At 45.7% G+C, this 21,355-nt stretch carries 21 protein-coding genes; 7 read left to right on the top strand and 14 right to left on the bottom strand.

What is annotated here, in order from left to right; all coding sequences use genetic code 11:
- Positions 1-26 precede the first annotated feature (26 nt).
- Complete coding sequence (cobA, locus tag NSU05_RS01875; protein ID WP_072692960.1) at positions 27-1,478, top strand: uroporphyrinogen-III C-methyltransferase; 1,452 nt, start codon at positions 27-29, stop codon at positions 1,476-1,478.
- A gap of 31 nt (positions 1,479-1,509) precedes the next feature.
- Here cobA and ffoR read toward each other — a convergent pair whose 3' ends face one another.
- On the bottom strand, positions 1,510-2,520 hold the full coding sequence (gene ffoR / locus NSU05_RS01870; protein WP_038428333.1) for a ferredoxin--NADP(+) reductase: 1,011 nt from the start codon (positions 2,518-2,520) through the stop codon (positions 1,510-1,512).
- A 162-nt stretch (positions 2,521-2,682) separates the two neighbouring features.
- Here ffoR and NSU05_RS01865 point away from each other — a divergent pair, with 162 nt between their 5' ends.
- The 3 genes from NSU05_RS01865 (at position 2,683) to NSU05_RS01855 (ending at position 5,383) form a co-directional block, all read left to right on the top strand.
- Positions 2,683-3,537, top strand: coding sequence for an alpha/beta hydrolase (locus NSU05_RS01865; protein ID WP_038428332.1), 855 nt, complete (start codon positions 2,683-2,685; stop codon positions 3,535-3,537).
- A gap of 99 nt (positions 3,538-3,636) precedes the next feature.
- The gene (locus NSU05_RS01860) at positions 3,637-4,521 is read left to right on the top strand and encodes a permease (RefSeq protein WP_010886400.1); all 885 of its coding nucleotides are present in this window, start codon (positions 3,637-3,639) and stop codon (positions 4,519-4,521) included.
- 4 nt (positions 4,522-4,525) lie between these two features.
- On the top strand, positions 4,526-5,383 hold the full coding sequence (locus NSU05_RS01855; protein ID WP_038428331.1) for a TIGR03943 family protein: 858 nt from the start codon (positions 4,526-4,528) through the stop codon (positions 5,381-5,383).
- Positions 5,384-5,419: 36 nt separating this feature from the next.
- On the opposite strand, the gene putR is transcribed toward NSU05_RS01855, so the two are convergent.
- The 7 genes from putR to NSU05_RS01820 all read right to left on the bottom strand — a co-directional run bounded on the left by putR (position 5,420) and on the right by NSU05_RS01820 (position 13,886).
- On the bottom strand, positions 5,420-6,655 hold the full coding sequence (putR, locus tag NSU05_RS01850) for a proline utilization transcriptional regulator PutR (protein ID WP_003234651.1): 1,236 nt from the start codon (positions 6,653-6,655) through the stop codon (positions 5,420-5,422).
- A gap of 152 nt (positions 6,656-6,807) precedes the next feature.
- The gene (putP, locus tag NSU05_RS01845; protein WP_010886399.1) at positions 6,808-8,229 is read right to left on the bottom strand and encodes a sodium/proline symporter PutP; all 1,422 of its coding nucleotides are present in this window, start codon (positions 8,227-8,229) and stop codon (positions 6,808-6,810) included.
- A gap of 123 nt (positions 8,230-8,352) precedes the next feature.
- Positions 8,353-9,900, bottom strand: coding sequence for an L-glutamate gamma-semialdehyde dehydrogenase (gene pruA, locus NSU05_RS01840; RefSeq protein WP_003234655.1), 1,548 nt, complete (start codon positions 9,898-9,900; stop codon positions 8,353-8,355).
- Between the two features lie 16 nt (positions 9,901-9,916).
- Entirely contained in the window at positions 9,917-10,828 is a 912-nt protein-coding gene (gene putB, locus NSU05_RS01835; protein ID WP_072173922.1) for a proline dehydrogenase PutB, read from the bottom strand.
- A gap of 189 nt (positions 10,829-11,017) precedes the next feature.
- Positions 11,018-11,800, bottom strand: a complete 783-nt coding sequence (locus tag NSU05_RS01830) for a nucleotidyltransferase domain-containing protein (protein ID WP_003246492.1) — start codon at positions 11,798-11,800, stop codon at positions 11,018-11,020.
- Between the two features lie 83 nt (positions 11,801-11,883).
- Positions 11,884-12,840: a cephalosporin C deacetylase gene (gene cah / locus NSU05_RS01825; protein WP_033883122.1), complete on the bottom strand. Its 957-nt coding sequence runs from the start codon at positions 12,838-12,840 to the stop codon at positions 11,884-11,886.
- 71 nt (positions 12,841-12,911) lie between these two features.
- A complete protein-coding gene (locus tag NSU05_RS01820; protein WP_038428330.1) occupies positions 12,912-13,886 on the bottom strand; it encodes a LysR family transcriptional regulator in 975 nt (324 codons plus the stop codon).
- Between the two features lie 116 nt (positions 13,887-14,002).
- Here NSU05_RS01820 and NSU05_RS01815 point away from each other — a divergent pair, with 116 nt between their 5' ends.
- Positions 14,003-14,764 carry a class I SAM-dependent methyltransferase gene (locus NSU05_RS01815; protein ID WP_019712414.1) on the top strand — a complete coding sequence of 254 codons (762 nt, stop codon included), beginning with the start codon at positions 14,003-14,005 and terminating at the stop codon, positions 14,762-14,764.
- 27 nt (positions 14,765-14,791) lie between these two features.
- Here NSU05_RS01815 and NSU05_RS01810 read toward each other — a convergent pair whose 3' ends face one another.
- The gene (locus NSU05_RS01810; protein ID WP_019712415.1) at positions 14,792-15,352 is read right to left on the bottom strand and encodes a shikimate kinase; all 561 of its coding nucleotides are present in this window, start codon (positions 15,350-15,352) and stop codon (positions 14,792-14,794) included.
- Between the two features lie 277 nt (positions 15,353-15,629).
- On the opposite strand from NSU05_RS01810, the gene tmrB reads away from it, so the two are divergent.
- The gene (gene tmrB, locus NSU05_RS01805; RefSeq protein WP_038429978.1) at positions 15,630-16,223 is read left to right on the top strand and encodes a tunicamycin resistance ATP-binding TmrB; all 594 of its coding nucleotides are present in this window, start codon (positions 15,630-15,632) and stop codon (positions 16,221-16,223) included.
- 49 nt (positions 16,224-16,272) lie between these two features.
- Here tmrB and nadE read toward each other — a convergent pair whose 3' ends face one another.
- Both nadE and NSU05_RS01795 read right to left on the bottom strand, forming a co-directional pair.
- Positions 16,273-17,091, bottom strand: coding sequence for an ammonia-dependent NAD(+) synthetase (nadE, locus tag NSU05_RS01800; protein ID WP_003246440.1), 819 nt, complete (start codon positions 17,089-17,091; stop codon positions 16,273-16,275).
- A 129-nt stretch (positions 17,092-17,220) separates the two neighbouring features.
- Positions 17,221-17,817 (bottom strand): DUF1989 domain-containing protein, encoded by a 597-nt coding sequence (locus NSU05_RS01795; RefSeq protein WP_003246345.1) that lies wholly within the window; start codon positions 17,815-17,817, stop codon positions 17,221-17,223.
- 129 nt (positions 17,818-17,946) lie between these two features.
- Between NSU05_RS01795 and NSU05_RS01790 the strand changes: the two genes are divergently transcribed.
- On the top strand, positions 17,947-19,287 hold the full coding sequence (locus tag NSU05_RS01790; RefSeq protein WP_024572720.1) for an amino acid permease: 1,341 nt from the start codon (positions 17,947-17,949) through the stop codon (positions 19,285-19,287).
- Position 19,288: 1 nt separating this feature from the next.
- Here the strand turns inward: NSU05_RS01790 and NSU05_RS01785 are convergent, their stop codons facing one another.
- The 3 genes from NSU05_RS01785 to NSU05_RS01775 all read right to left on the bottom strand — a co-directional run bounded on the left by NSU05_RS01785 (position 19,289) and on the right by NSU05_RS01775 (position 21,287).
- Positions 19,289-20,050 (bottom strand): YqcI/YcgG family protein, encoded by a 762-nt coding sequence (locus NSU05_RS01785; protein WP_031600132.1) that lies wholly within the window; start codon positions 20,048-20,050, stop codon positions 19,289-19,291.
- Positions 20,051-20,119: 69 nt separating this feature from the next.
- Positions 20,120-20,749, bottom strand: a complete 630-nt coding sequence (locus tag NSU05_RS01780) for a LysE family translocator (RefSeq protein ID WP_003246469.1) — start codon at positions 20,747-20,749, stop codon at positions 20,120-20,122.
- Between the two features lie 73 nt (positions 20,750-20,822).
- On the bottom strand, positions 20,823-21,287 hold the full coding sequence (locus NSU05_RS01775; protein ID WP_003246360.1) for a MarR family transcriptional regulator: 465 nt from the start codon (positions 21,285-21,287) through the stop codon (positions 20,823-20,825).
- Between the last annotated feature and the right edge of the window lie 68 nt (positions 21,288-21,355).

Raw genomic sequence — 21,355 nt, 5'->3', positions numbered from 1 at the left:
ATTTTTTACAGTGACGGAAGGATGACATGATCATGAAGAACGGAATCGTATATTTCGTGGGAGCCGGACCCGGCGACCCAGGCCTGCTCACCATCAAAGGAAAACAGGCGCTCGAGGAAGCAGATGTGATTTTATATGACCGGCTCGCCAACCCGAAGCTGCTCGAATTTGCATCACCGGACTGCCAGTTTATTTATTGCGGAAAACTGCCAAACCGCCATTTTATGAAACAAAAAGAAATTAACGCCCTGCTGGTTGAAAAAGCATTAAATGGGTTAACCGTCGTTCGCTTGAAGGGCGGAGATCCGAGCGTATTCGGCAGAGTCGGCGAGGAAGCAGATGCTCTTCATGAGCACGGCATTCGCTATGAAATGGTGCCGGGAATCACCTCTGGAATTGCAGCGCCGCTATATGCGGGCATCCCCGTCACGCATCGGGATTTTGCATCGTCTTTTGCCATGATTACAGCGCATGATAAATCATTAAAAGGCACGCCGAACCTTGACTGGGAAGGGCTGGCCCGAAGCGTTCAAACCCTTGTTTTTTACATGGGTGTCAAGAACTTGTCTTATATTTGCCAGCAGCTTATTTCATACGGGAAATCGCCTTCTGTCCCTGTCATTGTCATCCAATGGGGAACGTGGGGCCGCCAGCGGAGTGTGAAAGGAACACTTGAGAACATTCAGCAAAAAGTGCAGGAACACCAGATTACAAACCCTGCGATTATCGTCATCGGAGACATCGTCAACTTTCAAACACACAGCTGGTTTGAAAGCAAACCGCTCATCGGACGGCATTTGATGGTTGTGACTCATGGCGAAGATGAAGACCCGCTTGCAGACAAGCTGCGCGATTCCGGCGCCGATCTCATCGAGTGGCCGAAATGGCGGACCGAAAACATGCCTGTCAATGAAGACATTCTTCGAAAGATTGGCACCTTTGAAGACGTTTTTTTCACATCGCGCCGGGCGGTTTGTGAATTTTTCAGAGCACTGGCTTCTCAGAAAATCGACATCCGCCAGCTGACAGCCAAACTGAGTGCAGCATCTGAGCAAGCAAAGACAGAGCTTGAGAAACGGGGCTTTCTTGTCACCGCCATTCAGCCTGATTCAGAGAAACGTCTTGTTGTCGGGAGCCGCCATGCAGTGGAAAACATGCAAAAGCATGAATCCTGTTCGTTTTATATCACTCATGAAAACGTCATAGATGACCGGTTCACCCACATGATTCAGCGTACCATCAGTGAATCCCCGCTGCACATGGTCATTTGCCCGAACAAGCTGTCCGTTCAGCAATTGATCAATGGTGGCGAACAAATTGGCATTTCGCCGGATCCATCAGCAAGCCGGCCTCCTATCGTCTGTATAGGCGATGACTCAGCTGCCGGGGCTTATGGATTCACAGCCATCCAAGAACAGGATGAATTATTTGCTTTCATCCAAAATCAACAAGCGGAAAAAAAACTCCTTCACAGCTGATGGCAAACAGCCCTTTCCCCCAAGGGCTGTTTTATTTATGTACCAATTTTTTATGATGGGTGGAATACATCGCCATATTCTCAGCCTTAGGATCCAAATAAGCCTTAGCGCTGTTGACTGCTGTCGGGCCTTCCGTAAAGCCGCCGGCAATTAATCTCAGCTTGCTTTCATAAAAAGCCGCGTCGCCCGCCACAAACACGCCCGGAAGATTCGTTCGCATATGTCTGTCAGCTTTCACCCTGCCTTCTTCAATCTCCAGTCCCCACTCCTTCATCGGCCCGAGATCAATTTTGAACCCATGATTGATGATCAGCTCATCAATTTCTATGTCTTCCCTCTGGCTAGACTCAGTATGACAAACGGTCACGCTTTTGATGCGCTCTTCATCTCCGTTCAACTGCTCCAGCCGATAAGGCGTAAGCACCCGCACCGATGATTGCTTCATTTTCGTCACGCTGCTTTCCATTCCGCCGAATTCCTCACGCCGATGAACGACAGTCACAGACGCCGCAATCGGTTCAAGCTCATTAGCCCAATCGACCGCAGTATCTCCGCCGCCTGATATCACCACGCGCTTATCTTTAAACGCATCGAGCTTCTCCACTCCGTAATGAAGATTTTTGCCCGCATATCGGGCCGCATCCTCGCTGTCAAACTCATTGACCTCAAGTGTACCCATGCCGCAAGCCAAAATCACAGTTCTTGTATAGTGCTTTTCGCCTTCAGAACCCGTCAGAACAATGGTGCCGTCATCTAGGCGTTCAAACCCGGTCACACGCTGATTCAATACGATATCAGGATCAAACGTTGCCGCCTGCTCCTTCAGCTGCTCGATCAGCTGCTTTCCCGCAATCCCCGGTATGCCGCCGATATCGCGAATGATTTTCTCAGGAAAGAATAAAGACACCTTCCCTCCGAGCTTCGGCAAAAATTCGATTACCTTTGTTTTCAGCTCCCGCATCCCGCAGTAAAAAGCAGTAAACAGCCCAATCGGCCCGCCCCCTATTATCGTAACGTCATATACCTCTTGATTCTCAGCCATCCGTCCTGCCTCCCGTTCACATCTATATCAAACCATTTTAATTGAGAATGAATATCAATACAAAGTATATCATATTTCACGAGCCTGTGTTTATTCATTTCTTCACCTTGTGATCAATTGCTGAAAACTCTATAATAGGCAAAAACCAATTGGGTGAAACAGATGAAAAGACGAGTCGAAACGATCACCTTCGAAGGACATACACTAGAATATTCAGTGGCTGAAAAGGGTGCCCCCATCCTTGTCATGCATGGCGGGCATTCAAATTGTTACGAGGAATTCGGATACACAGCGTTGATTGAGCAAGGGTATTCCATCATTACGCCTTCAAGGCCTGGCTATGGACGGACGTCAAAAGAAATTGGAAAAAGTCTTGCCAATGCCTGCCGTTTCTATGTGAAATTATTAGATCATCTACAAATCGAGAGTGTCCATGTGATCGCCATCTCAGCAGGAGGGCCAAGCGGCATATGCTTTGCCTCACATTATCCGGAAAGAGTAAATACATTGACCCTGCAATCCGCGGTCACCAAAGAGTGGCTCACCCCAAAAGACACTGAATATAAATTGGGGAGAATTCTCTTCCGCCCGCCGGTGGAAAAGTGGATATGGAAGCTAATTTCTTCTTTGAATAACGCTTTCCCGCGTTTGATGTTTCGAGCTATGAGCCCCCAATTCAGCACGCTTCCGTTTCAGCGAATCAAGTCCTTGATGAATGAAAAAGACATAGAAGCATTTCGGAAAATGAACAGCCGGCAGCGCTCGGGTGAAGGATTTCTGATTGACTTGTCACAAACCGCCGCTGTCTCTTTAAAAGACCTGCAAGCCATCATATGTCCCGTGCTGATTATGCAAAGTGTTTATGATGGATTGGTTGACTTGTCACATGCACATCATGCAAAAGAGCACATTCGTGGCGCTGCTCTCTGTTTGCTTCACTCATGGGGACACCTGATTTGGCTCGGAAAAGAAGCTGCAGAAACAGACAGTATCCTACTCGGCTTTTTGGAATCCTAACCAAAGTGAAACGATCCTTTCCCCTCCTCCGTCAAACAAGCAGTGCCTTTTTTTCTGGTATCATAAGAAAGGCAGCTTAACATGAGCGGAGGTTTTATTGTGACAGCACAATCATCTTTTCTTCAGCTGAATTCTATTTTTATCAGCATTTTAATAGAAGCCATTCCGTTTATTCTGATTGGCGTCATACTTTCCGGAATCATTCAAATGTTTGTTTCTGAAGAAATGATTGCAAGAATCATGCCGAAAAACCGTTTTCTCGCCGTTTTATTCGGTGCGCTGGCCGGCGTTTTATTTCCCGCCTGCGAATGCGGCATCATCCCGATTACGAGGCGGCTTCTGTTAAAGGGAGTTCCTCTGCATGCGGGCGTTGCTTTCATGCTGACCGCGCCTATCATTAATCCTATCGTTTTATTTTCTACTTATATTGCGTTCGGGAATAGATGGAGCGTTGTCTTTTACAGAGGCGGACTGGCTCTCGCCGTTTCGCTGATCATCGGGGTCATCTTATCCTATCAATTTAAGGATAACCAGCTTTTAAAGCCTGATGAACCCGGGCACCACCATCATCATCACGGCACCTTGCTCCAAAAACTGGGCGGGACCTTGCGGCATGCCATTGATGAATTTTTCTCCGTGGGGAAATATTTAATCATCGGCGCCTTTATCGCAGCCGCAATGCAGACGTATGTCAAAACATCCACTCTGCTTGCGATCGGGCAGAATGATGTATCCTCTTCCCTCGTGATGATGGGTCTGGCGTTTGTCCTGTCGCTTTGTTCAGAAGTTGATGCGTTCATCGCGTCTTCCTTCAGCAGCACATTTTCATTAGGATCGTTAATTGCCTTTCTCGTCTTTGGCGCAATGGTGGATATTAAGAATCTATTGATGATGCTTGCGGCCTTCAAAAAACGATTTGTTTTCCTGCTGATTACATACATTGTCGTGATTGTTTTAGCGGGATCACTACTGGTAAAGGGGTGATTGGATGTTTCGTTTATTGGTGCTGATGGGATTTACGTTTTTCTTTTATCATCTGCATGCCTCCGGAAATCTAACAAAATATATCAATATGAAATATGCCTATCTATCCTTTATTGCGATCTTCCTGCTGGCCATTTTGACAGCCGTTCAAGCGTACCTATTTATCAAGTCGCCTGAAAAAAGCGGGCATCACCATGACCATGATTGCGGGTGCGGCCATGATCACGAGCATGACCATGAACAAAACAAGCCATTTTATCAGCGTTATTTGATTTATGTTGTTTTTCTTTTTCCTTTGGTGTCAGGCATCTTCTTCCCGATTGCAACGCTTGACTCATCCATAGTCAAAACAAAAGGGTTCTCGTTTAAGGCGATGGAGAGCGGAGATCACTACTCCCAAACACAGTATTTGCGGCCTGATGCCAGCCTTTATTACGCGCAAGACAGCTATGACAAACAAATGAAACAGCTGTTTAATAAGTATTCCAGCAAAAAAGAGATTTCTCTGACCGATGACGATTTCCTAAAAGGAATGGAAACCATCTATAATTATCCGGGTGAATTTCTCGGACGGACGATAGATTTCCATGGATTTGCTTACAAAGGAAACGCAATTAACAAAAATCAGCTGTTCGTATTAAGGTTTGGCATCATTCACTGTATCGCTGATTCCGGCGTGTACGGGATGCTTGTGGAATTTCCGAAGGACATGGACATCAAGGATGATGAATGGATTCACATTAAGGGCACTCTGGCCTCAGAGTATTACCAGCCATTCAAGTCAACTCTCCCTGTCGTCAAAGTAACTGACTGGAATACCATTAAAAAACCTGATGATCCGTATGTTTACAGAGGATTTTAAGTGAAGACGAAACCAGTACAAGTACTGGTTTCTTTTTTATTTCTTTTTCATCAGCATCAAATCGAGATAGAGCTGGCACCGAGTTCTGAAATCGCTTAAATCGATCGACGTCATCTCAGTAATCTGTTTGATGCGGTAATTCAATGTATTTTGGTGAATAAACAGCTGTTCTGCCGCTGGTTTTGTTTTGCAGTTGTTGAGGAGATAGATTTCCAAGGTTTTGAGCAGCTCAGTGCTGCTTTCTTCGTCTTTCGCTTTTAATAAAGCTAAATCTTTATTCTCGTATTCTAAAAATTCATTTTTCTGTTCGATGCTTTCTAAATAGCGGTAAATACCGAGTTTGGCATATTCATATGGAATGTTTTCCTGATTGCCGGTGATTTCTGCGGCTTTGATGACTTCAAGTGCTTCTGTGTAGCTCTTGCCAAGTTTTAATAGGTGATTATATTCGTTTCCGATACCGATATAAATAGGGGTAGGTATTTTTTGAAAGTGAAAATGTGTTAACAGCTTGTTAATAAACTCAGAAGCTGCTGAGGAGACGGAGCTTTTTTGGGAAAAACTCGCTACGACGATGACAATGTTTGATTCGATCGTTAAGACATGACTGACCTTATCCCGTAAATTCAGGTACGACCTGATATTTTCCTTTAAATCCTCAACCGCTTCCCCATCCCCATTTGCGGCGTGCAGGATAACAACTGAAAACATGGAAGGCAGCACGGTGTTGATCCTTTCAGCTTCCCGTCTGAGTTCCTTCTCAGAGGTAAATTGCTGATAGATCGCCCGTTTGATGAGATCCTCTGCTTTTTCTTCCTTTTCCTGTTTCAATTTATTCGTTTTATAAATGATTTTCCCGACATGGAAGGAGGTCTCGTACAAAAAGTCGAGCTCTTCATCCGTCAGATTTTGGTCCAGCTCCTGAATCCAGATGTAGCCCATGACTTCCCCTTTGTGCTTTGCACTCACGACCACCCTCTGGTTTAACCCAATGCTTTCAATTTTATTGACGCGAAAAGGCTCAGGCTCTGTTTTCAATTTTTCAATAATTCCGTCCTTCAGAAACCTCTCAAAAATCTGGACCGGACACTTTTTCGAAAAAATAGTCTGCTGGTTGGCAGAATCAAAATGGTTAATATAGTAAGAATTATAGGCTAACAAAAAGAAATCCGCGCTTTCCAGTATCACTGGCTTTTGCAGTTCATAGCTAATAAAATCAATCAGCTTATCAACATCTGAAAATGAAAAAACTCTCTCTAAAAGCTCTTCCATACCTTTTTCTCCTATACTTTTTTTACTTTAATCATATCCATACGGGGTCTTTTTGTATAGAAAAAAATACGTTGGTTTCCAAAAGAAAAAAATGGCCGCTTAAAAGGAGAAAAGAGGAAAAAGGGACAGCCCCTTCCTCCTCCTTTCGATCTTTATTGTGACATTGTATCTTGGTAGTCGTTGAACTGGTCTGTGACAGCTTGTGACGGAGCCTGCGTCAATATGCTGACAAAAAAGACGGATAATAGACTCGCAGCAAAACCAGGTATCATTTCATACAGAAAGTCCGAAAGACCGGCATTCGCCCAAATGATTACAGTCGCTGCTCCCACAATCATGCCGGCGAGTGCCCCCCATTTGGTCATTCGTTTCCAAAACAGACTGAGCAGTACAACCGGCCCGAATGATGCACCGAAGCCCGCCCACGCGTAGCTGACCAATCCAAGGATGGTGTTATTTTTCTCCCAAGCCAGAACCAACGCGACAATTGAAACAGCCAGAACAGCCAGTCGGCCTAAAAACACCAGTTCTTTATCTGAAGCTGAGCGTCTGAACATCGACTTATACAAATCTTCTACCAGAGAGCTTGATGTCACAAGCAGCTGGGAAGAAATTGTACTCATAATCGCGGCCAAAATCGCTGAAATCAGAAAACCCGTGATAATCGGATGGAACAAGATATTCCCTAATTGAATAAAAATCGTCTCTGGGTCCTTCAGTGTCATGCCGCGCTGATGGTAATAAGCGATTCCGCCCAAACCGGTCAGCACTGCGCCTACTGCAGACAAAATCATCCAGCCCATCCCGATTCTGCGCGCTCTTTTGATCTCTTTGACAGACGTGATCGCCATAAAACGCACAATAATATGCGGCTGACCAAAGTATCCCAGCCCCCAGGCAAACAAAGAAATAATGCCAAGGACGCTCGTTCCTTTGAAAATATTAAACATATCAGGATCTACAGAGCGGATTTCAGCAACTGTATCACCTGCTCCTCCCGTGTGGAAAAACGTAACGATCGGCACAAGAATGAGTGCGGCAAACATAATGATCCCCTGAACAAAATCTGTCCAGCTGACTGCCAAAAAGCCGCCAAACAGGGTATATGCCACAACAACACCCGTCACAATCCACAGGCCGGTGTGATAATCCATCCCCAAGATGCTGTTGAATAAGACGCCGCCGGACACCATTCCGGACGATACATAAAACGTGAAAAAGACTAAAATGACAATTCCTGAAAACAGTCTGAGAAGCTTTGTTTGATCTCCGAAGCGATTTTCCAGGAATCCGGGAATTGTAATCGAATTCCCCGCTTTTTCAGTATAGGTTCTCAGCCGCGGTGCGACGTAAAGCCAGTTCGCCCACGCTCCAAGGCAAAGTCCGATGACGATCCAAGCGCCGCTCAGACCAGTAGAAAACATGGCGCCCGGAAGCCCCATTAGCAGCCAGCCGCTCATATCGGCAGCGCCGGCACTGAGAGCAGTTACTGCCGGACCCAAAGAGCGTCCTCCCAGCATGTAATCCGTCAGATTCGACGTACGCTTGTAAGCAAAGTAGCCGATTAGCAGCATTCCCGCCATATAAATACAAATCGAAATAATCAGCTGTGTGTTTTCTATGGCACTTCCTCCTCTTTTTTATAGTATATGGATGAAATGGACACCCCCGCAGGGAGGATGCCCATTTAGTCCCGCTTAGAACATTTCACTGATTGTTTTTGCTTGCATATGCAGAGCCAAGTAATCCGGTCCGCCTGCTTTTGAATCCGTTCCCGACATTTTGAAGCCGCCAAACGGATGGTAGCCGACGATAGCACCTGTACAGTTGCGGTTGAAGTATAGGTTTCCGACATGGAATTCCTGTTTCGCACGCTCGATGTGCTTGCGGTTGTTTGTGATAACCGCGCCTGTCAAACCATATTCAGTATTGTTTGCCACTTCTAAAGCTTCATCAAAGTCTGACACTTTACAAAATGCAACGACAGGTCCGAAAATTTCTTCCTGCATGAGTCTTGCTTTCGGATCAAGGTCAGCGAAGATCGTCGGTTTGATGAAGTATCCTTTCGAATCATCACCAGTACCGCCGCTTACTAGACGCCCTTCCTGTTTTCCGATCTCAATATAGCTCATAATTTTATCATAAGAACCTTGGTCAATGACAGGTCCCATATAAACATCTGCACTGTCAGGTTTAGCTGTTACTTTTGATTCCGTAATTTCAATGACACGCTCTAATACTTGATCATACACTTTTTCATGAACAACTGCACGTGAACCTGCAGAGCATTTTTGTCCCGCAAAGCCGAATGCTGAAGTAAAGATCGATTGAGCCGCTAATTCAATGTCCGCATCCTCATCAACAACAACCGTATCTTTACCGCCCATTTCAGCGATGACACGCTTTAAATGCTGCTGGCCCGGCTGAACCTTCGCCGCGCGTTCGAAAATTCTCGTACCAACTTCTCTTGATCCCGTAAATGTGATAAGGCTTGTTTTCGGATGGTCAACAAGATAGTCGCCTACTTCCGCTCCGCTTCCCGGAACAAAGTTGACTACGCCTTTTGGCAATCCGGACTCTTCAAGCACCTCAACAAATTTTGCTGCAATAACAGGTGTAGCACTCGCAGGTTTCAGAACCACTGTGTTTCCAGTAACGATCGGCGCCACTGTTGTGCCTGCCATGATCGCAAACAAGAAGTTCCAAGGCGGGATAACGACTGTCACTCCAGTCGGCGTGTATACATATTGGTTTTTCTCGCCTTCACGGCTGTTGACCGGTTTGCCTTTTGCCAGTTCGATCATTTGTCGTGCATAATACTCCATGAAGTCAATCGCTTCAGCCGTATCGGCATCCGCCTCGTTCCAAGGCTTTCCTGCTTCTTTCACAAGCAAAGCTGAGAATTCATGTTTTCTTCTGCGGACTTTGGCAGCAGCGCGGAACAGGACAGCCGCTCTCTCTTCAGGAGACGTGTATCTCCACTCTTCAAATGCTTTTGCAGCCGCTTGAATCGCTTGCTCAGCGTGCTCTTGAGAAGCTTTTGACACTCGGCCGACGACTTCTTCTTTATCAGCCGGGTTGATTGAAACGATTTTCGCTTCCGTTTCCACTCTCTCGCCGTTAATGACAAGCGGATAGTCTTTTCCTAAATATTCGCTTACTGTCGCAAGCGCTTTTTTAAACGCTTCCACGTTGTTTTGATCTTGGAAATTTGTGAATGGCTCGTGTTTGTAAGGTGTTGTCATGATAATCTCTCCTTTTTTACTTCTTTGTCATTCCTTTGAAAGCAAATGCAATGTTTGACGGACGTTCTGCAAGGCGTCTCATAAAGTAGCCGTACCAATCCTCGCCGTATGGCAGGTAGACTCTCATGTTATAACCTTCTTTTACGAGGCTGAGCTGGGTTTGCGACCGCATGCCGTACAGCATCTGAAATTCAAACTTGTCATTGGCAATGCCATGTTCCTTGGCAAGCTGCTTTGTAAAGTCGATCATTTTGTCGTCATGTGTGGCAATCGCTGTATAGTGACCGTTTAAGAGCTGCTTTCGGATGATTTTTTTGTAATTTTCATCGACATCGCTTTTCTCTGGGAAAGCTACTTTTTCTGATTCTTTATAAGCTCCTTTTACAAGGCGAAGGAACGGGTTTAAAGAATTCAAATCGTCAATGTCTTTTTCCGTCCGGTACAGATAGGCTTGCAGCACTGTGCTCACATGCTCGTATTTCTTTCTGAAATCTTTGAAAATATCAAGCGTTTTCTGGCATCTGACTTCGTCCTCCATGTCAATGGTGACCATGATTTTATGTTTCTCGGCCGTCTGAAGGATTTTTGTCATATTTTCATACACCAAATCCATATCTATATCCAAACCTAAAGACGTCATTTTTAAAGAAACGTGTGAGTTCAGCTCCTGATCCGCGATGGTCGCAATGGTTTGAATGCACTCTTCCGTACGCTCCCGTGCGACCTCGGCGCTGTTCACAAACTCGCCTAAATGATCGACAGTAACTGACAAGCCTTGGCTGTTAAGCTGTCGAATGGTCGGGATTGAACTGTTAAAGTCATTCCCGCCGATAATTTTACCCGCTGCTACCCGGCTTCCCCAGTTCCTCGCCATTTTATTGAGAAAGCCGCTTTTGGATAAAAATAAGAAAAAATCTCTTGTGATCACTTCCAACCTCAACACCCCGCAATCTAAGAAGTATTTGTATGAGTTTATTGTAAATGGACAAAACCAGCGTTCACAATATTCTCAAAATACAAAGATTCTGATTATTTTTGTGGGTTTGCCACAATCAGATAGTTAGAAAGTCGGGGGGGATTCTGTCGAATAAAGGAGAAAAGGAAGCGACAAAAAACATCAGCTTCCTCCATCCTTCCACACTTCTTCAACCGTATTCAAAAGCAAACGGTTCAATTCAGATGTCATATCTTTTTTCTCTGCCTTCAGTTCTTTTGCCGCTTCCATGATTCTTTCGATTTCCGTTTCAATGAATTGGTGAATAACATCGATTCTTGCTTCGAGGTCAAGCTCTTCCCCTCTTCTTTTCCGTTCAAGCAAGGTTTCCATTTCAGCCTTCAGCTCGGGTTCAGCAACAAGTTCATTCATCAAAACAGTAAAGTCCATTGGCGGTATGGTTCCGTGCTTTTCAATCCATTGGCAGGCCAAAATAGGCCGAAGAACGTAGAAGTACTTTTTAATTTTGACCTCTTGTCCTTGTAGATAATCCTTGACGTTCCTTCTCGCCATATTGATATAGTGATACACGCTTGCTTCAGGCTTAAATGCCTCCGTGCGCAGTTTTCTTAACTGCTCTGCGGTCGTAAATGCTTCATAATACACAATGTCTGAGGACAGCCATTCGAGGAGCGGAGGGTTTGACTTTTTGAAAAGCCGAAGCGTTTTTCTCAGCTCCCAGCCGCTGATATCCAGCAAATCGTGAATCGGTTCCTCAATGACATCACGCTCCTGCTCAATTGAAAAATACCACTCCTTTTTCGGCACATAAATAAAGCGGACGTCGTAATCACTATCCTGCGAGGGAAATCCCCATGCGCGGCTTCCTGACTCGACGGCATACACGATTTTGACTCCGTATGACTGCTCGATCCGTTTTAATTCATCAATGATTCTTTGTTTCATATCTATTCGTCTCCAGTCTGTTCTCATTCCGGCAGTTTGCAGAAAAAAACCGCCTGATGATATGCGGCGGCTTTTCACATTTATCAGCCTTTAAGATGCTGCTTAAAAAAAGCAAGTTTTTCCGTTTGAAAAGCAGGGATATACTCATGTCCGAAGTAGCGGTACACCTTCAGCTCTTTCTCTGTTTCCAAATGATTGTAGGCGGCAAACACGGTGGACGGCGGCGTGACCTTGTCAATCAGGCCGATTGACATCAGGACAGGCACCTTCACTCGGTCAGCGAGATTCATAATATCGAAATATGAAAGTGTCTTCATCGCCTGCACTTCTGTTTCCGGACTGCCATTTCTTCTGAAGAAGGAATTGATTTCAAGATACGGCTGTTCAAGCGCCACATCAATGGCCCGTTCGAAGTTGCTTAAATAAGGATAATCGGCAACCGCGGCTTTTGGAATGTCTGACAGCGCCGCTGCGGCAATGGTTAAACCTCCGCCTTGGCTTCCTCCTGTCACACCGATCCTTGTTTCGTCAACCTCGTCGAAGCTGCTGATGACCTCAAGCGCGCGGACGGCGTCCAAATAAACACCGCGGTAATAGTATGTATCTTTATCAAGAATTCCTTTCGTCATCCAGCCCAAAGCATGACCGTGCAGTGAAATACTCGTATCCTCGCTGCTCTGCTGGCCGCGGACAAGCATGCCGAATGCGGCGTAGCCATGGAGTGCCCAGTTTACCATTTCATGAATTTCACCATCATAGCTTGCATTGTAGCCATGATATTTCACGATCGCCGGATGCGGGCCTTCCTTGTCAGGCACCGCGTACCATCCGGTAATGCGGGCGTTTCCGAAACTTTTATATGTGAGACGGTATACTTTTACTCCGTCAGCAGGATAGTCAACCGGCTGTAAATCAGGTTCTGCTTGGACTTTTGCAAGTTCCTCCAAAGACAATTTCCAAAACTCAGAAAAATCTTTCGGTGCTGTTTTTTCAGGCTTATATGTTTGCAATTGGTCGAGCGGCAGATCGAATAGTTGCATTTCCGATTATTCCCCTTTGTTTTATAAGATTTAGTTTGTATTCCTATACTACCACGTTTCGTCTTTGTTTTCTAAATATTTTCATCTTTGTTTCCCAGACAGCCTTCATCAAACGTTTGTTTAAGACTTTCCCGGCTTAGTTCCATAAAGGCCTGGGCCGTCAGACTGACATAGCGGTTCTTTAAAAAGACAAAGACGAGGGTTCGTGATGGCGCGGATTGAATCGATAAATAGATCACACCCGGATCTTTATCCCTTCTGACCATATTCGGTGCCATAGTCACACCTAATCCATTAGCCACAAGAGATTGGGCGGTTTCAATATGGCTCGTCTTAAAGGCAGCATTCGGCTTAAAGCCGCTTTCCGCGCAGAGATCGAGAACTGTCCTGCGAAAGCCGAAGCCTTCTTTTAACAGAATAAAGGGCACGTTCCTTACCATGTCAATCGGCACACACGGCTGGCGTCCCTCATCTTCTTCCAGCACTTTCTCAATCAGCGCGACCAATTCCGGCGGCATCCACCTTTGTTTTTCCTTCGGCACCGCGAGAACAACCGGTTCCGTGAGCAAGGGTGTAATGGAGAGCCGTTCATCCTCGATGGGCAAGGATAAAACAGAAAGGTCAACTTCTCCCTTTGCCGTCATCTCCTCTAATGAAACCGGATCTTTTTCAACAAGCTGAACCTCCACATGAGGATAGCGCGCCAAAAACTGCTTCAGCAGCGGAGGAAAGAGATATCTCCCTGTTACAGCAGGAATCCCGATGGATAATTTATGACCGATTCCCTGAGATCGCTCCTGCATTTCCCGAAGCAAATCATTTCTGGAACGAATGATGTCCTCGGCTTTTTCAATGAAACGCCTGCCGTGAGGTGTCAGTGTAACAGAGCCATGGGATCTGTGAAAAAGGATAAGCCCCAGCTCAGCCTCAAGCTTTTTGATTTGCTGGCTGAGAGACGGCTGTGCGATATGAAGATGTTCCGCCGCCTTTGTAAAGCTTTGGCGCCGGGCAATTTCCGCTGCATATTCCATCACTTTAATATCCATTTCAGCCTCCATAGGTTGAACCTATCATTTTCATCATTTTTATATCTTGGACGAATCATAACAGAAATTGCTAACATAATCCATATCATCATTTACAAAAGAAGGAGCTGGTTCACATGACAAATGAAACACCGTTTTCTAAAAACGCCGAGATGTATCGGGATGAAAAGGTATTTGCCGAGGGGGAAGATTTGGGGTTGATGATCAAAACAGCGGAATGCCGGGCAGAGCATCGGGTGCTGGATATCGGAGCGGGCGCCGGCCATACGGCCCTGGCATTTTCTCCTTATGTACAGGAGTGCATCGGTGTTGATGCGACGAAAGAGATGGTTGAGGTTGCGTCCTCCTTCGCGCAAGAAAAAGGAGTTGAAAACGTACGCTTTCAGCAAGGAACGGCAGAGTCACTCCCCTTCCCCGACGATTCATTTGACATCATCACCTGCCGATACGCAGCCCACCATTTTTCAGATGTCCGCAAAGCTGTCAGCGAGGTTGCACGCGTACTAAAACAGGACGGACGTTTTCTCTTAGTTGATCATTACGCGCCTGAAGATCCCATTCTTGATGAGTTTGTCAATCATTTGAACCGGCTTCGAGACCCTTCCCATGTTCGAGAAAGCTCATTATCAGAATGGCAGTCGATGTTCAGCGCCAATCAACTGGCCTATCAAGACATCCAAAAGTGGAACTTGCCGATTCAATACGATAGCTGGATCAAACGAGGCGGAACCCCCGCTGACCGAGAAAAACAAATCATTGCCCACTTGAACCACGCATCAGACGAAGCACGCGACACGTTCTGTATTACATTGAACCAAAACGGACAGCCCATCTCCTTTTGTTTAAAAGCGATTTTGATACAAGGGATAAAACGATAAAAAAAGCCGTGCGCTGCGCACGGCTTTTTACATCGGCTGATAAAGATCCCAGCCAATTTTTAATGTCTCAACAATGTAATCGGCAACCTCTTCCGGGGAAAGGTTGTCTGTTGCCACTTTTGAATTGTGCTTGTCATAAATGACTTTTCTTTCGTTAAACAGCTGTTCCATTTCATCCATTGAACGGTTATGCAGTACAGGGCGGCTTTCGATCAATAAATCCGCGCGCTGCTTCCAGTTCTCCCATGACAGGTCCAGATGAAGCACGAGACAGTTTTCCAGACAGCAATTCCTGATTTCTTCTTGTTTAAAAGATCCCCCGCCCAGAGATACGATTTTGAATCGTTTATGATGGCAGATGTCTAAAATATATTCCTTCTCCGTTTTCCGGAAAAAGTCTTCTCCCTTTTTCTCAAATATCTCAGGAATTGTCATATTGAAATCCTTTTCGATCTCTTGGTCAATATCAATAAAATCTCTATATAATTTTTTAGCGACCAATTGGCCGATTGTTGTTTTTCCTACACCCATGAATCCGATCAGGACGATATTTCTTTCTCTTACTGGGATGGCTCGTTTAGCGTTCATCTTCGGCGAAATCCTCCTAAGGAATGAAATTTTATATTCATTATATGCTTATTTAGCGAATATTTATATAGATACCGGCTTTACCGGTCAAGCTTATAGTGCGCTTTGTTGTTTAGCCATTTTTGCCTGAATGACATTCATTGTACAACATTTCTGCAGGTATTTTAATACTTCGACGCAAAAAAGCATTAAAACCTTCTGCCTTTATTGTTTTTCCAGCTGACTCTTCGATGGAAGGGTCTTTTTCTGTATGATAAATAGGAAGGGAGAAATGGCGATGATCATTTGGATAAACGGGGCATTCGGTTCCGGAAAAACACAAACAGCCTTCGAACTGCACAGAAGGCTGAACCCATCTTACGTGTATGATCCCGAGAAAATGGGTTTTGCGCTGCGCTCCATGGTGCCGCAGGAGATCGCAAAGGACGATTTTCAAAGCTATCCTTTATGGCGGGCGTTCAATTACAGTTTTCTAGCTTCTCTGACAGATACATACCGCGGCATCATTATTGTGCCTATGACGATTGTACATCCTGAATACTTCAATGAGATCATCGGCAGGCTCAGGCATGAAGGCAGGATCGTTCACCACTTTACACTAATGGCTTCAAAGGAAACCTTGTTAAAAAGGCTGCGCACCAGAGCAGAAGGAAAAAACTCCTGGGCCGCCAAACAAATTGACCGCTGCATTGAAGGTTTATCATCACCCATTTTTGAGGACCACATTCAAACAGACAACCTGTCGATTCAGGATGTGGCAGAGAACATTGCCGCGAGAGCCGAACTCCCATTAGATCCTGATACGAGAGGCAGCCTCCGAAGGTTCGCCGACAGATTAATGGTCAAGCTGAATCATATCCGCATCAAATAAAGCTTCTGTACACGACAAAAGCCCGCTCCGAGAGCGGGCTTTCTTCAACTTATTTCCACCAGTCATCAAACATAGACGCCGGAACCTGGCGTTTATGTTCAGTCATGCTGTAGCGTTTTTCCAGCGCTTCTGATACTTTCGCTGATACTTCTTTTCCTTCGAGATAATCGTCAATCTCGTCGTAGGAAATGCCAAGCTCTGTTTCATCCGACTGCTGCGGTTTTTCGTCGAGCAGATCGGCAGTCGGTTCTTTTAAGTATAAGCGTTCCGGTGCACCCAGCTCTTTCAGCAAGGTTCTTCCCTGGCGCTTCGTCAAGCCTGTCAGCGGCAGGAGGTCTGCTCCGCCGTCACCGTACTTCGTAAAGAAACCAGTCACTGCTTCAGCAGCATGGTCTGTTCCTAACACAAGAAGGCCTTCCTGGCCGCCGATCGCGTATTGCGCGATCATTCTTGTTCTTGCTTTTACGTTTCCTTTATTAAAGTCAGTCAGCTGATCGCCTGTTTCCTGCTGATACTGATCAGAAAAAGCGCTGACTGTCGATTTAATATCAAACTTCCATGATTTATCCGGCTTAATAAACTTCAAAGCAAGCTGGGCATCGTCTTCATCCTGCTGTGTGCCATGCGGAAGACGGACCGCGATAAATTGAGCGTCTCCGCCCTCCTCGCGAATGCTCTCCACCGCAAGCTGAGCGAGTCTTCCCGCAAGTGTTGAATCCTGGCCGCCGCTGATTCCCAATACAAAGCCTTTAGCACCGGTTTTCTTTACATATTGTTTTAAAAAATTGACTCGGTCCTCAATTTCTTGCTTTGGATCAATTGAGGGCTTCACATGTAACTCACGCATAATCTTTTCCTGCATGCTCATCCCAATCATTCCTCCTGTACATTTTCCCTTGTTACTGATCATTTCCCCAAATCAATGAAAATGAATCATGACTGTTATGTATCCCTATTAAATATAGCACAGGTCTTCATTCACAGTGAACAAGAGAGATCAGCTGACTTCAACCCGTATGGATGTCACACTGTCGCCATTGCATTTCCCTTTTTCAATCGGGCAGGAAGAAAACGCGACAATTAAATCCATCTCCGCCCTGAGCCTTACATAATCTCCGGCATTCGAAAGCGGCGTTTCCACAGACAGATTCCCTTTCTCATCAAGGACAGTATTCATAAAAATCGCAAATGGGTAATGCATGTGAGGCTTCGGTACGCCAAACTGCTCAAGCGCACGGTTCATATTGTCATAGCACGTATCCTGAAACTCATCCTTTTGCTTCCCATATAAGAGCCTGTTCATATCAGGACGGCAGGCGGGCAGCAGCAGATCATGCTTGCCGACCGTATCTTCAATCAGGGTTAACATCGGCTTATACAGGTTGGAGTAGAGATGGTCGTTGACCTTCACATGAATGGAGTGATTGGCGTCTATCGTCGCTCCCTGATCAAGGTGTTCATAAAAATCCTTGGCATGGTATGCGACAAAATCAGCCACCTGCTGCCCTTCTACATCAACCACCTTTAAAATCTGACCCTTTTTCAGCTTCAGCCCAAGCCCTTTTTTCGGCTCCACAATATATTGCTGTGTCATTGGTTTGCTCCTTTTTTCATTAGTATGAGCGTCCGCTTCCTTCTCCATGTAAAAAGAGGCAAAAATCCGATGTATATAAGCTTCGGACAGATCACAATCTAACCTTAGATAAAAGGGGTTGAATAAATAATGAGCCAAACAAAAAAAGACCAGCCAAAAGGGAATCTGGCTTGGTGGCAGCTGTCACTGATCGGAGTCGGCTGCACGATTGGAACAGGCTTCTTTCTCGGTTCCAGCATCGCAATTGTAAAAAGCGGTTTTTCCGTTCTCCTTTCATTTCTGATCGCAGGGATCGGTACGTATTTTGTCTTTGAACAGCTCGCCAAGCTATCGGCGAAGCAGCCGGAAAAGGGCTCATTTTGTGCGTATGCCCGAAAAGCATTCGGCAAATGGGCAGGCTTCAGCAACGGCTGGGTGTACTGGACATCAGAAATGCTGATTACCGGAAGCCAGCTGACAGCCATTTCGCTCTTTACGAAGCATTGGTTTCCTCAAGTGCCGCTATGGGTGTTTGCCTCAATCTACGCAGTACTTGGGCTCCTTATTATTTTCACCGGCCTGTCCGTCTTTGAAAAAACAGAAAACGTGCTGGCAGTCATTAAAACAGCTGCTATTTTTATGTTTATTGTCATTGCCATCCTGGCTTTATGCGGTATCCTGTCCGGCGGAAATCATGGCATACATGTTCCAAATAAGACAAGTGAGTTTTTCCCATACGGCGCCATGGGGCTATGGACAGGTTTAATCTACGCGTTTTACGCTTTTGGCGGAATTGAGGTCATGGGGCTGATGGCGGTTCACTTAAAAAAACCTGAGGAAGCGTCTAAATCAGGGAAACTGATGCTGGCGACGCTGGCGATTATTTATATCATTTCAATCGGGCTTGCTCTGCTTTTGGTTCCGTTACACGCGTTTACTGAACAGGACAGTCCGTTCATTACATCATTAAAAGGATATAACCTTGAGATCATCCTTGATATATTTAACGGGATTTTCATCATCGCCGGGTTCTCGACCCTTGTCGCTTCGCTTTTTGCCGTTACGACATTGCTTTGTACAATGGCTGATGACGGCGACGCGCCGAAATGCTTTACTCTAAAGGAAGGCAAAAAAATATGCTGGCCGGCACTTGGGCTGACGTTTGCGGGGCTTGTCCTCTCCATTATTCTGTCGTTAGTGCTGCCTAAAAACATTTATGAGCATATGACAACAGCTGCGGGGCTTATGCTTTTATACACTTGGCTGTTTATCCTGTTCTCCAGCAAAAAGCTGACTGATCCCGAGGGCATGGGAAAAACGCAAATTTATTTAGCGATGGTTCTGATTGCTGCGGCTGTGTCCGGTACATTGTTTGAAAAATCAAGCCGGCCCGGTTTTTTCGTCAGCATAGGTTTTCTCGTGATCATCGCCATCGTTACCATGATCTATCAAAAAAAGCAGGGTCATAAAGATCGCCCTGCCAGTCCTTGATTTATTTCATTTTGTTGAACATGTTCTTTAAATAAGAAAACGGGCACTTCGATACCTGTTTTTCGTCATCACGGAGGAAATACTGCTTCCATTCACGATTATCTTTTCCTCCGTACCAGCCTAATTGCGGGTGAATCGGAGCCTGATCATAGGCCTCTAAACGAGATCGGATCAGCCTGCTCATGTTACGGCCAAATGCAGTTGATCCATTTAGGTCCTCAAACACCCACCTTGGCTGAAACGTGATCATAAAAAAAGGAAAGCTTCGGCTTTTTCTCGCCTCGTGCGCCGGTGTAGCGCAGAGAAGAAAGTACGGCTCGCCGTCAAAACAAAACTCCCATTTATAATGCTCGGGATCGGCCGGAATGTCTTCCGGCCATTCTTTTTCGTCTTGATGACTCAGTCTATTTAAAAAGCGCCAAAACAGCTCTTCATACGCTTCAATCGAATAATGCTCCGCCAAATCTTCCGGTGTATCAAACAACACAACGAGGGATGCGTATTTTCCCGTGTCCCGCGATATCTTGCCGTACTCCGCAAGCAACGGAGCCAGTTCCTCCGCTGTGCGGTTTTCCCGCGGATCTCCGGCAAAAGCAATCCGAAGCTGATCAGTCAGAAACGCCTGGCGTCCGGGAATGCACGGAAACGTATCCGCGTCGTCCCCCAGAGTTTCTGCCAGCAGCTCAAAAGCGATTCTTTGCCATTCAGGAAGCTCTTCCTGAATACGTTCCAGAAAACTTTTGGTGTAAATCCCATTCACCATTGATCCACCTCCAGTATCATCTGGATACTATATTAAAACTGGAAGCGGCAGGTGACTGTCCTTCATGAATCAGCCCAATAACTGTTTGATGCCCTGATAACCAAAGTAAAAGCCAAACACAAGGAGGGATACACCGGCGATTCCGGTCAATCCTCTCAATAGCTTTTCATGAAGCAGGTTTCTGAACGTACTGGCTGTGATAGCCATGCAGAAATCCCAGATTAAAATGCCGATCATGATGCCGGAGCTATAGATTAGAAGCTGATTCATATTGTAGGCCTCTGCTGTTTTCGCAAGAATGCTTCCGTAAATTCCAAGCCAAAAAAGGATGCTCAATGGGTTTGACAATGAAATGAGAAAACCCGATGCGAATGTTTTCCTGTATGACGGTTTCCCCCGCGAGCTTCGCACATCCATCGGTTCTCTGACGTTTTTAAGCGTTTCAATTCCGGTATAGGTCAGGACAAAAAAGCCGAAGAGCCACAAAAACGTTTTCACAAATGGAGCGGTCAAAAACTGTGACAGCCCGAAATAGATAAAAAGCATGTACAGCCCATCCGCTGTCATGGCGCCTAAACCGAAAATCCATGCATGCCAAAAACCGTTTTTAATTCCTTTGTCTATTTGCGCCGCATTCACTGGCCCCACAGGCGCAGACAAGGACAGTCCCAGCACAATATAGCTCAAAAAAATGTTCACCGGCCCGTACTCCCTTCTCTTATGTAACTTGTACAATTTATTCGGGAACGGGCCAAGCTATGCACAAATTCACTTACTGTTTCAGACGTTCAAGCTCTTCCTCCATAATATCGGCGGCTTTGCCTACAAAACTGAAAATGAGTTCCAGCTCCTCTTCCGTATATTCGCGGCACAAATCCATCGTTGACTCAGACAGAGGACGGAACAAATCCTTTATATGTTTTTTCGAAGCAGTCAAAGGGACGATTACGACTCTCCTGCGATCATTCGGGTCCTTTTCACGAGCCACATACCCCGCTTTTTCCAGCCGGTCAACAAGCGCCGTGACTGACCCCGTGCTGAGGCCGGTTTTTTTTCCCAGTTCTCCGGCCGTCATCGGCCCTGCTTCATTTAAAATGTCAGCTGATTTCAAATCGGTGGGAAACAGACCGAGAGCTTGAGCGGCTGCCTGATGAAACAGAACCGTTCTTGTGCCCAGTTTTCGAAAAAGCTGAACAGCAGTCTTTTCCAACTCACTTCTGGAATTTCTTGTTGACAACTGACAGTCCTCCCTATAAAATCGAGTTTATCTTGATAATCGAGATATTCAACAATCAAACTATTATC

It is taken from the genome of Bacillus sp. EU52 (assembly GCF_037964975.1).
Lineage (GTDB): Bacteria > Bacillota > Bacilli > Bacillales > Bacillaceae > Bacillus > Bacillus subtilis.
This window is presented reverse-complemented; position numbering and strand designations above follow the sequence as displayed.

Bases quoted from the DNA above. Each gene is read 5' to 3' on its own strand.
- cobA (WP_072692960.1), top strand. From the start codon at position 27: ATGATCATGAAGAACGGAATCGTATATTTCGTGGGAGCCGGACCCGGC.
- ffoR (WP_038428333.1), bottom strand. From the start codon at position 2,520: ATGGCTGAGAATCAAGAGGTATATGACGTTACGATAATAGGGGGCGGG.
- NSU05_RS01865 (WP_038428332.1), top strand. From the start codon at position 2,683: ATGAAAAGACGAGTCGAAACGATCACCTTCGAAGGACATACACTAGAA.
- NSU05_RS01855 (WP_038428331.1), top strand. From the start codon at position 4,526: ATGTTTCGTTTATTGGTGCTGATGGGATTTACGTTTTTCTTTTATCAT.
- putR (WP_003234651.1), bottom strand. From the start codon at position 6,655: ATGGAAGAGCTTTTAGAGAGAGTTTTTTCATTTTCAGATGTTGATAAG.
- putP (WP_010886399.1), bottom strand. From the start codon at position 8,229: ATGCTGCTAATCGGCTACTTTGCTTACAAGCGTACGTCGAATCTGACG.
- pruA (WP_003234655.1), bottom strand. From the start codon at position 9,900: ATGACAACACCTTACAAACACGAGCCATTCACAAATTTCCAAGATCAA.
- NSU05_RS01830 (WP_003246492.1), bottom strand. From the start codon at position 11,800: ATGAAACAAAGAATCATTGATGAATTAAAACGGATCGAGCAGTCATAC.
- cah (WP_033883122.1), bottom strand. From the start codon at position 12,840: ATGCAACTATTCGATCTGCCGCTCGACCAATTGCAAACATATAAGCCT.
- NSU05_RS01820 (WP_038428330.1), bottom strand. From the start codon at position 13,886: ATGGATATTAAAGTGATGGAATATGCAGCGGAAATTGCCCGGCGCCAA.
- NSU05_RS01815 (WP_019712414.1), top strand. From the start codon at position 14,003: ATGACAAATGAAACACCGTTTTCTAAAAACGCCGAGATGTATCGGGAT.
- NSU05_RS01810 (WP_019712415.1), bottom strand. From the start codon at position 15,352: ATGAACGCTAAACGAGCCATCCCAGTAAGAGAAAGAAATATCGTCCTG.
- tmrB (WP_038429978.1), top strand. From the start codon at position 15,630: ATGATCATTTGGATAAACGGGGCATTCGGTTCCGGAAAAACACAAACA.
- nadE (WP_003246440.1), bottom strand. From the start codon at position 17,091: ATGAGCATGCAGGAAAAGATTATGCGTGAGTTACATGTGAAGCCCTCA.
- NSU05_RS01795 (WP_003246345.1), bottom strand. From the start codon at position 17,817: ATGACACAGCAATATATTGTGGAGCCGAAAAAAGGGCTTGGGCTGAAG.
- NSU05_RS01790 (WP_024572720.1), top strand. From the start codon at position 17,947: ATGAGCCAAACAAAAAAAGACCAGCCAAAAGGGAATCTGGCTTGGTGG.
- NSU05_RS01785 (WP_031600132.1), bottom strand. From the start codon at position 20,050: ATGGTGAATGGGATTTACACCAAAAGTTTTCTGGAACGTATTCAGGAA.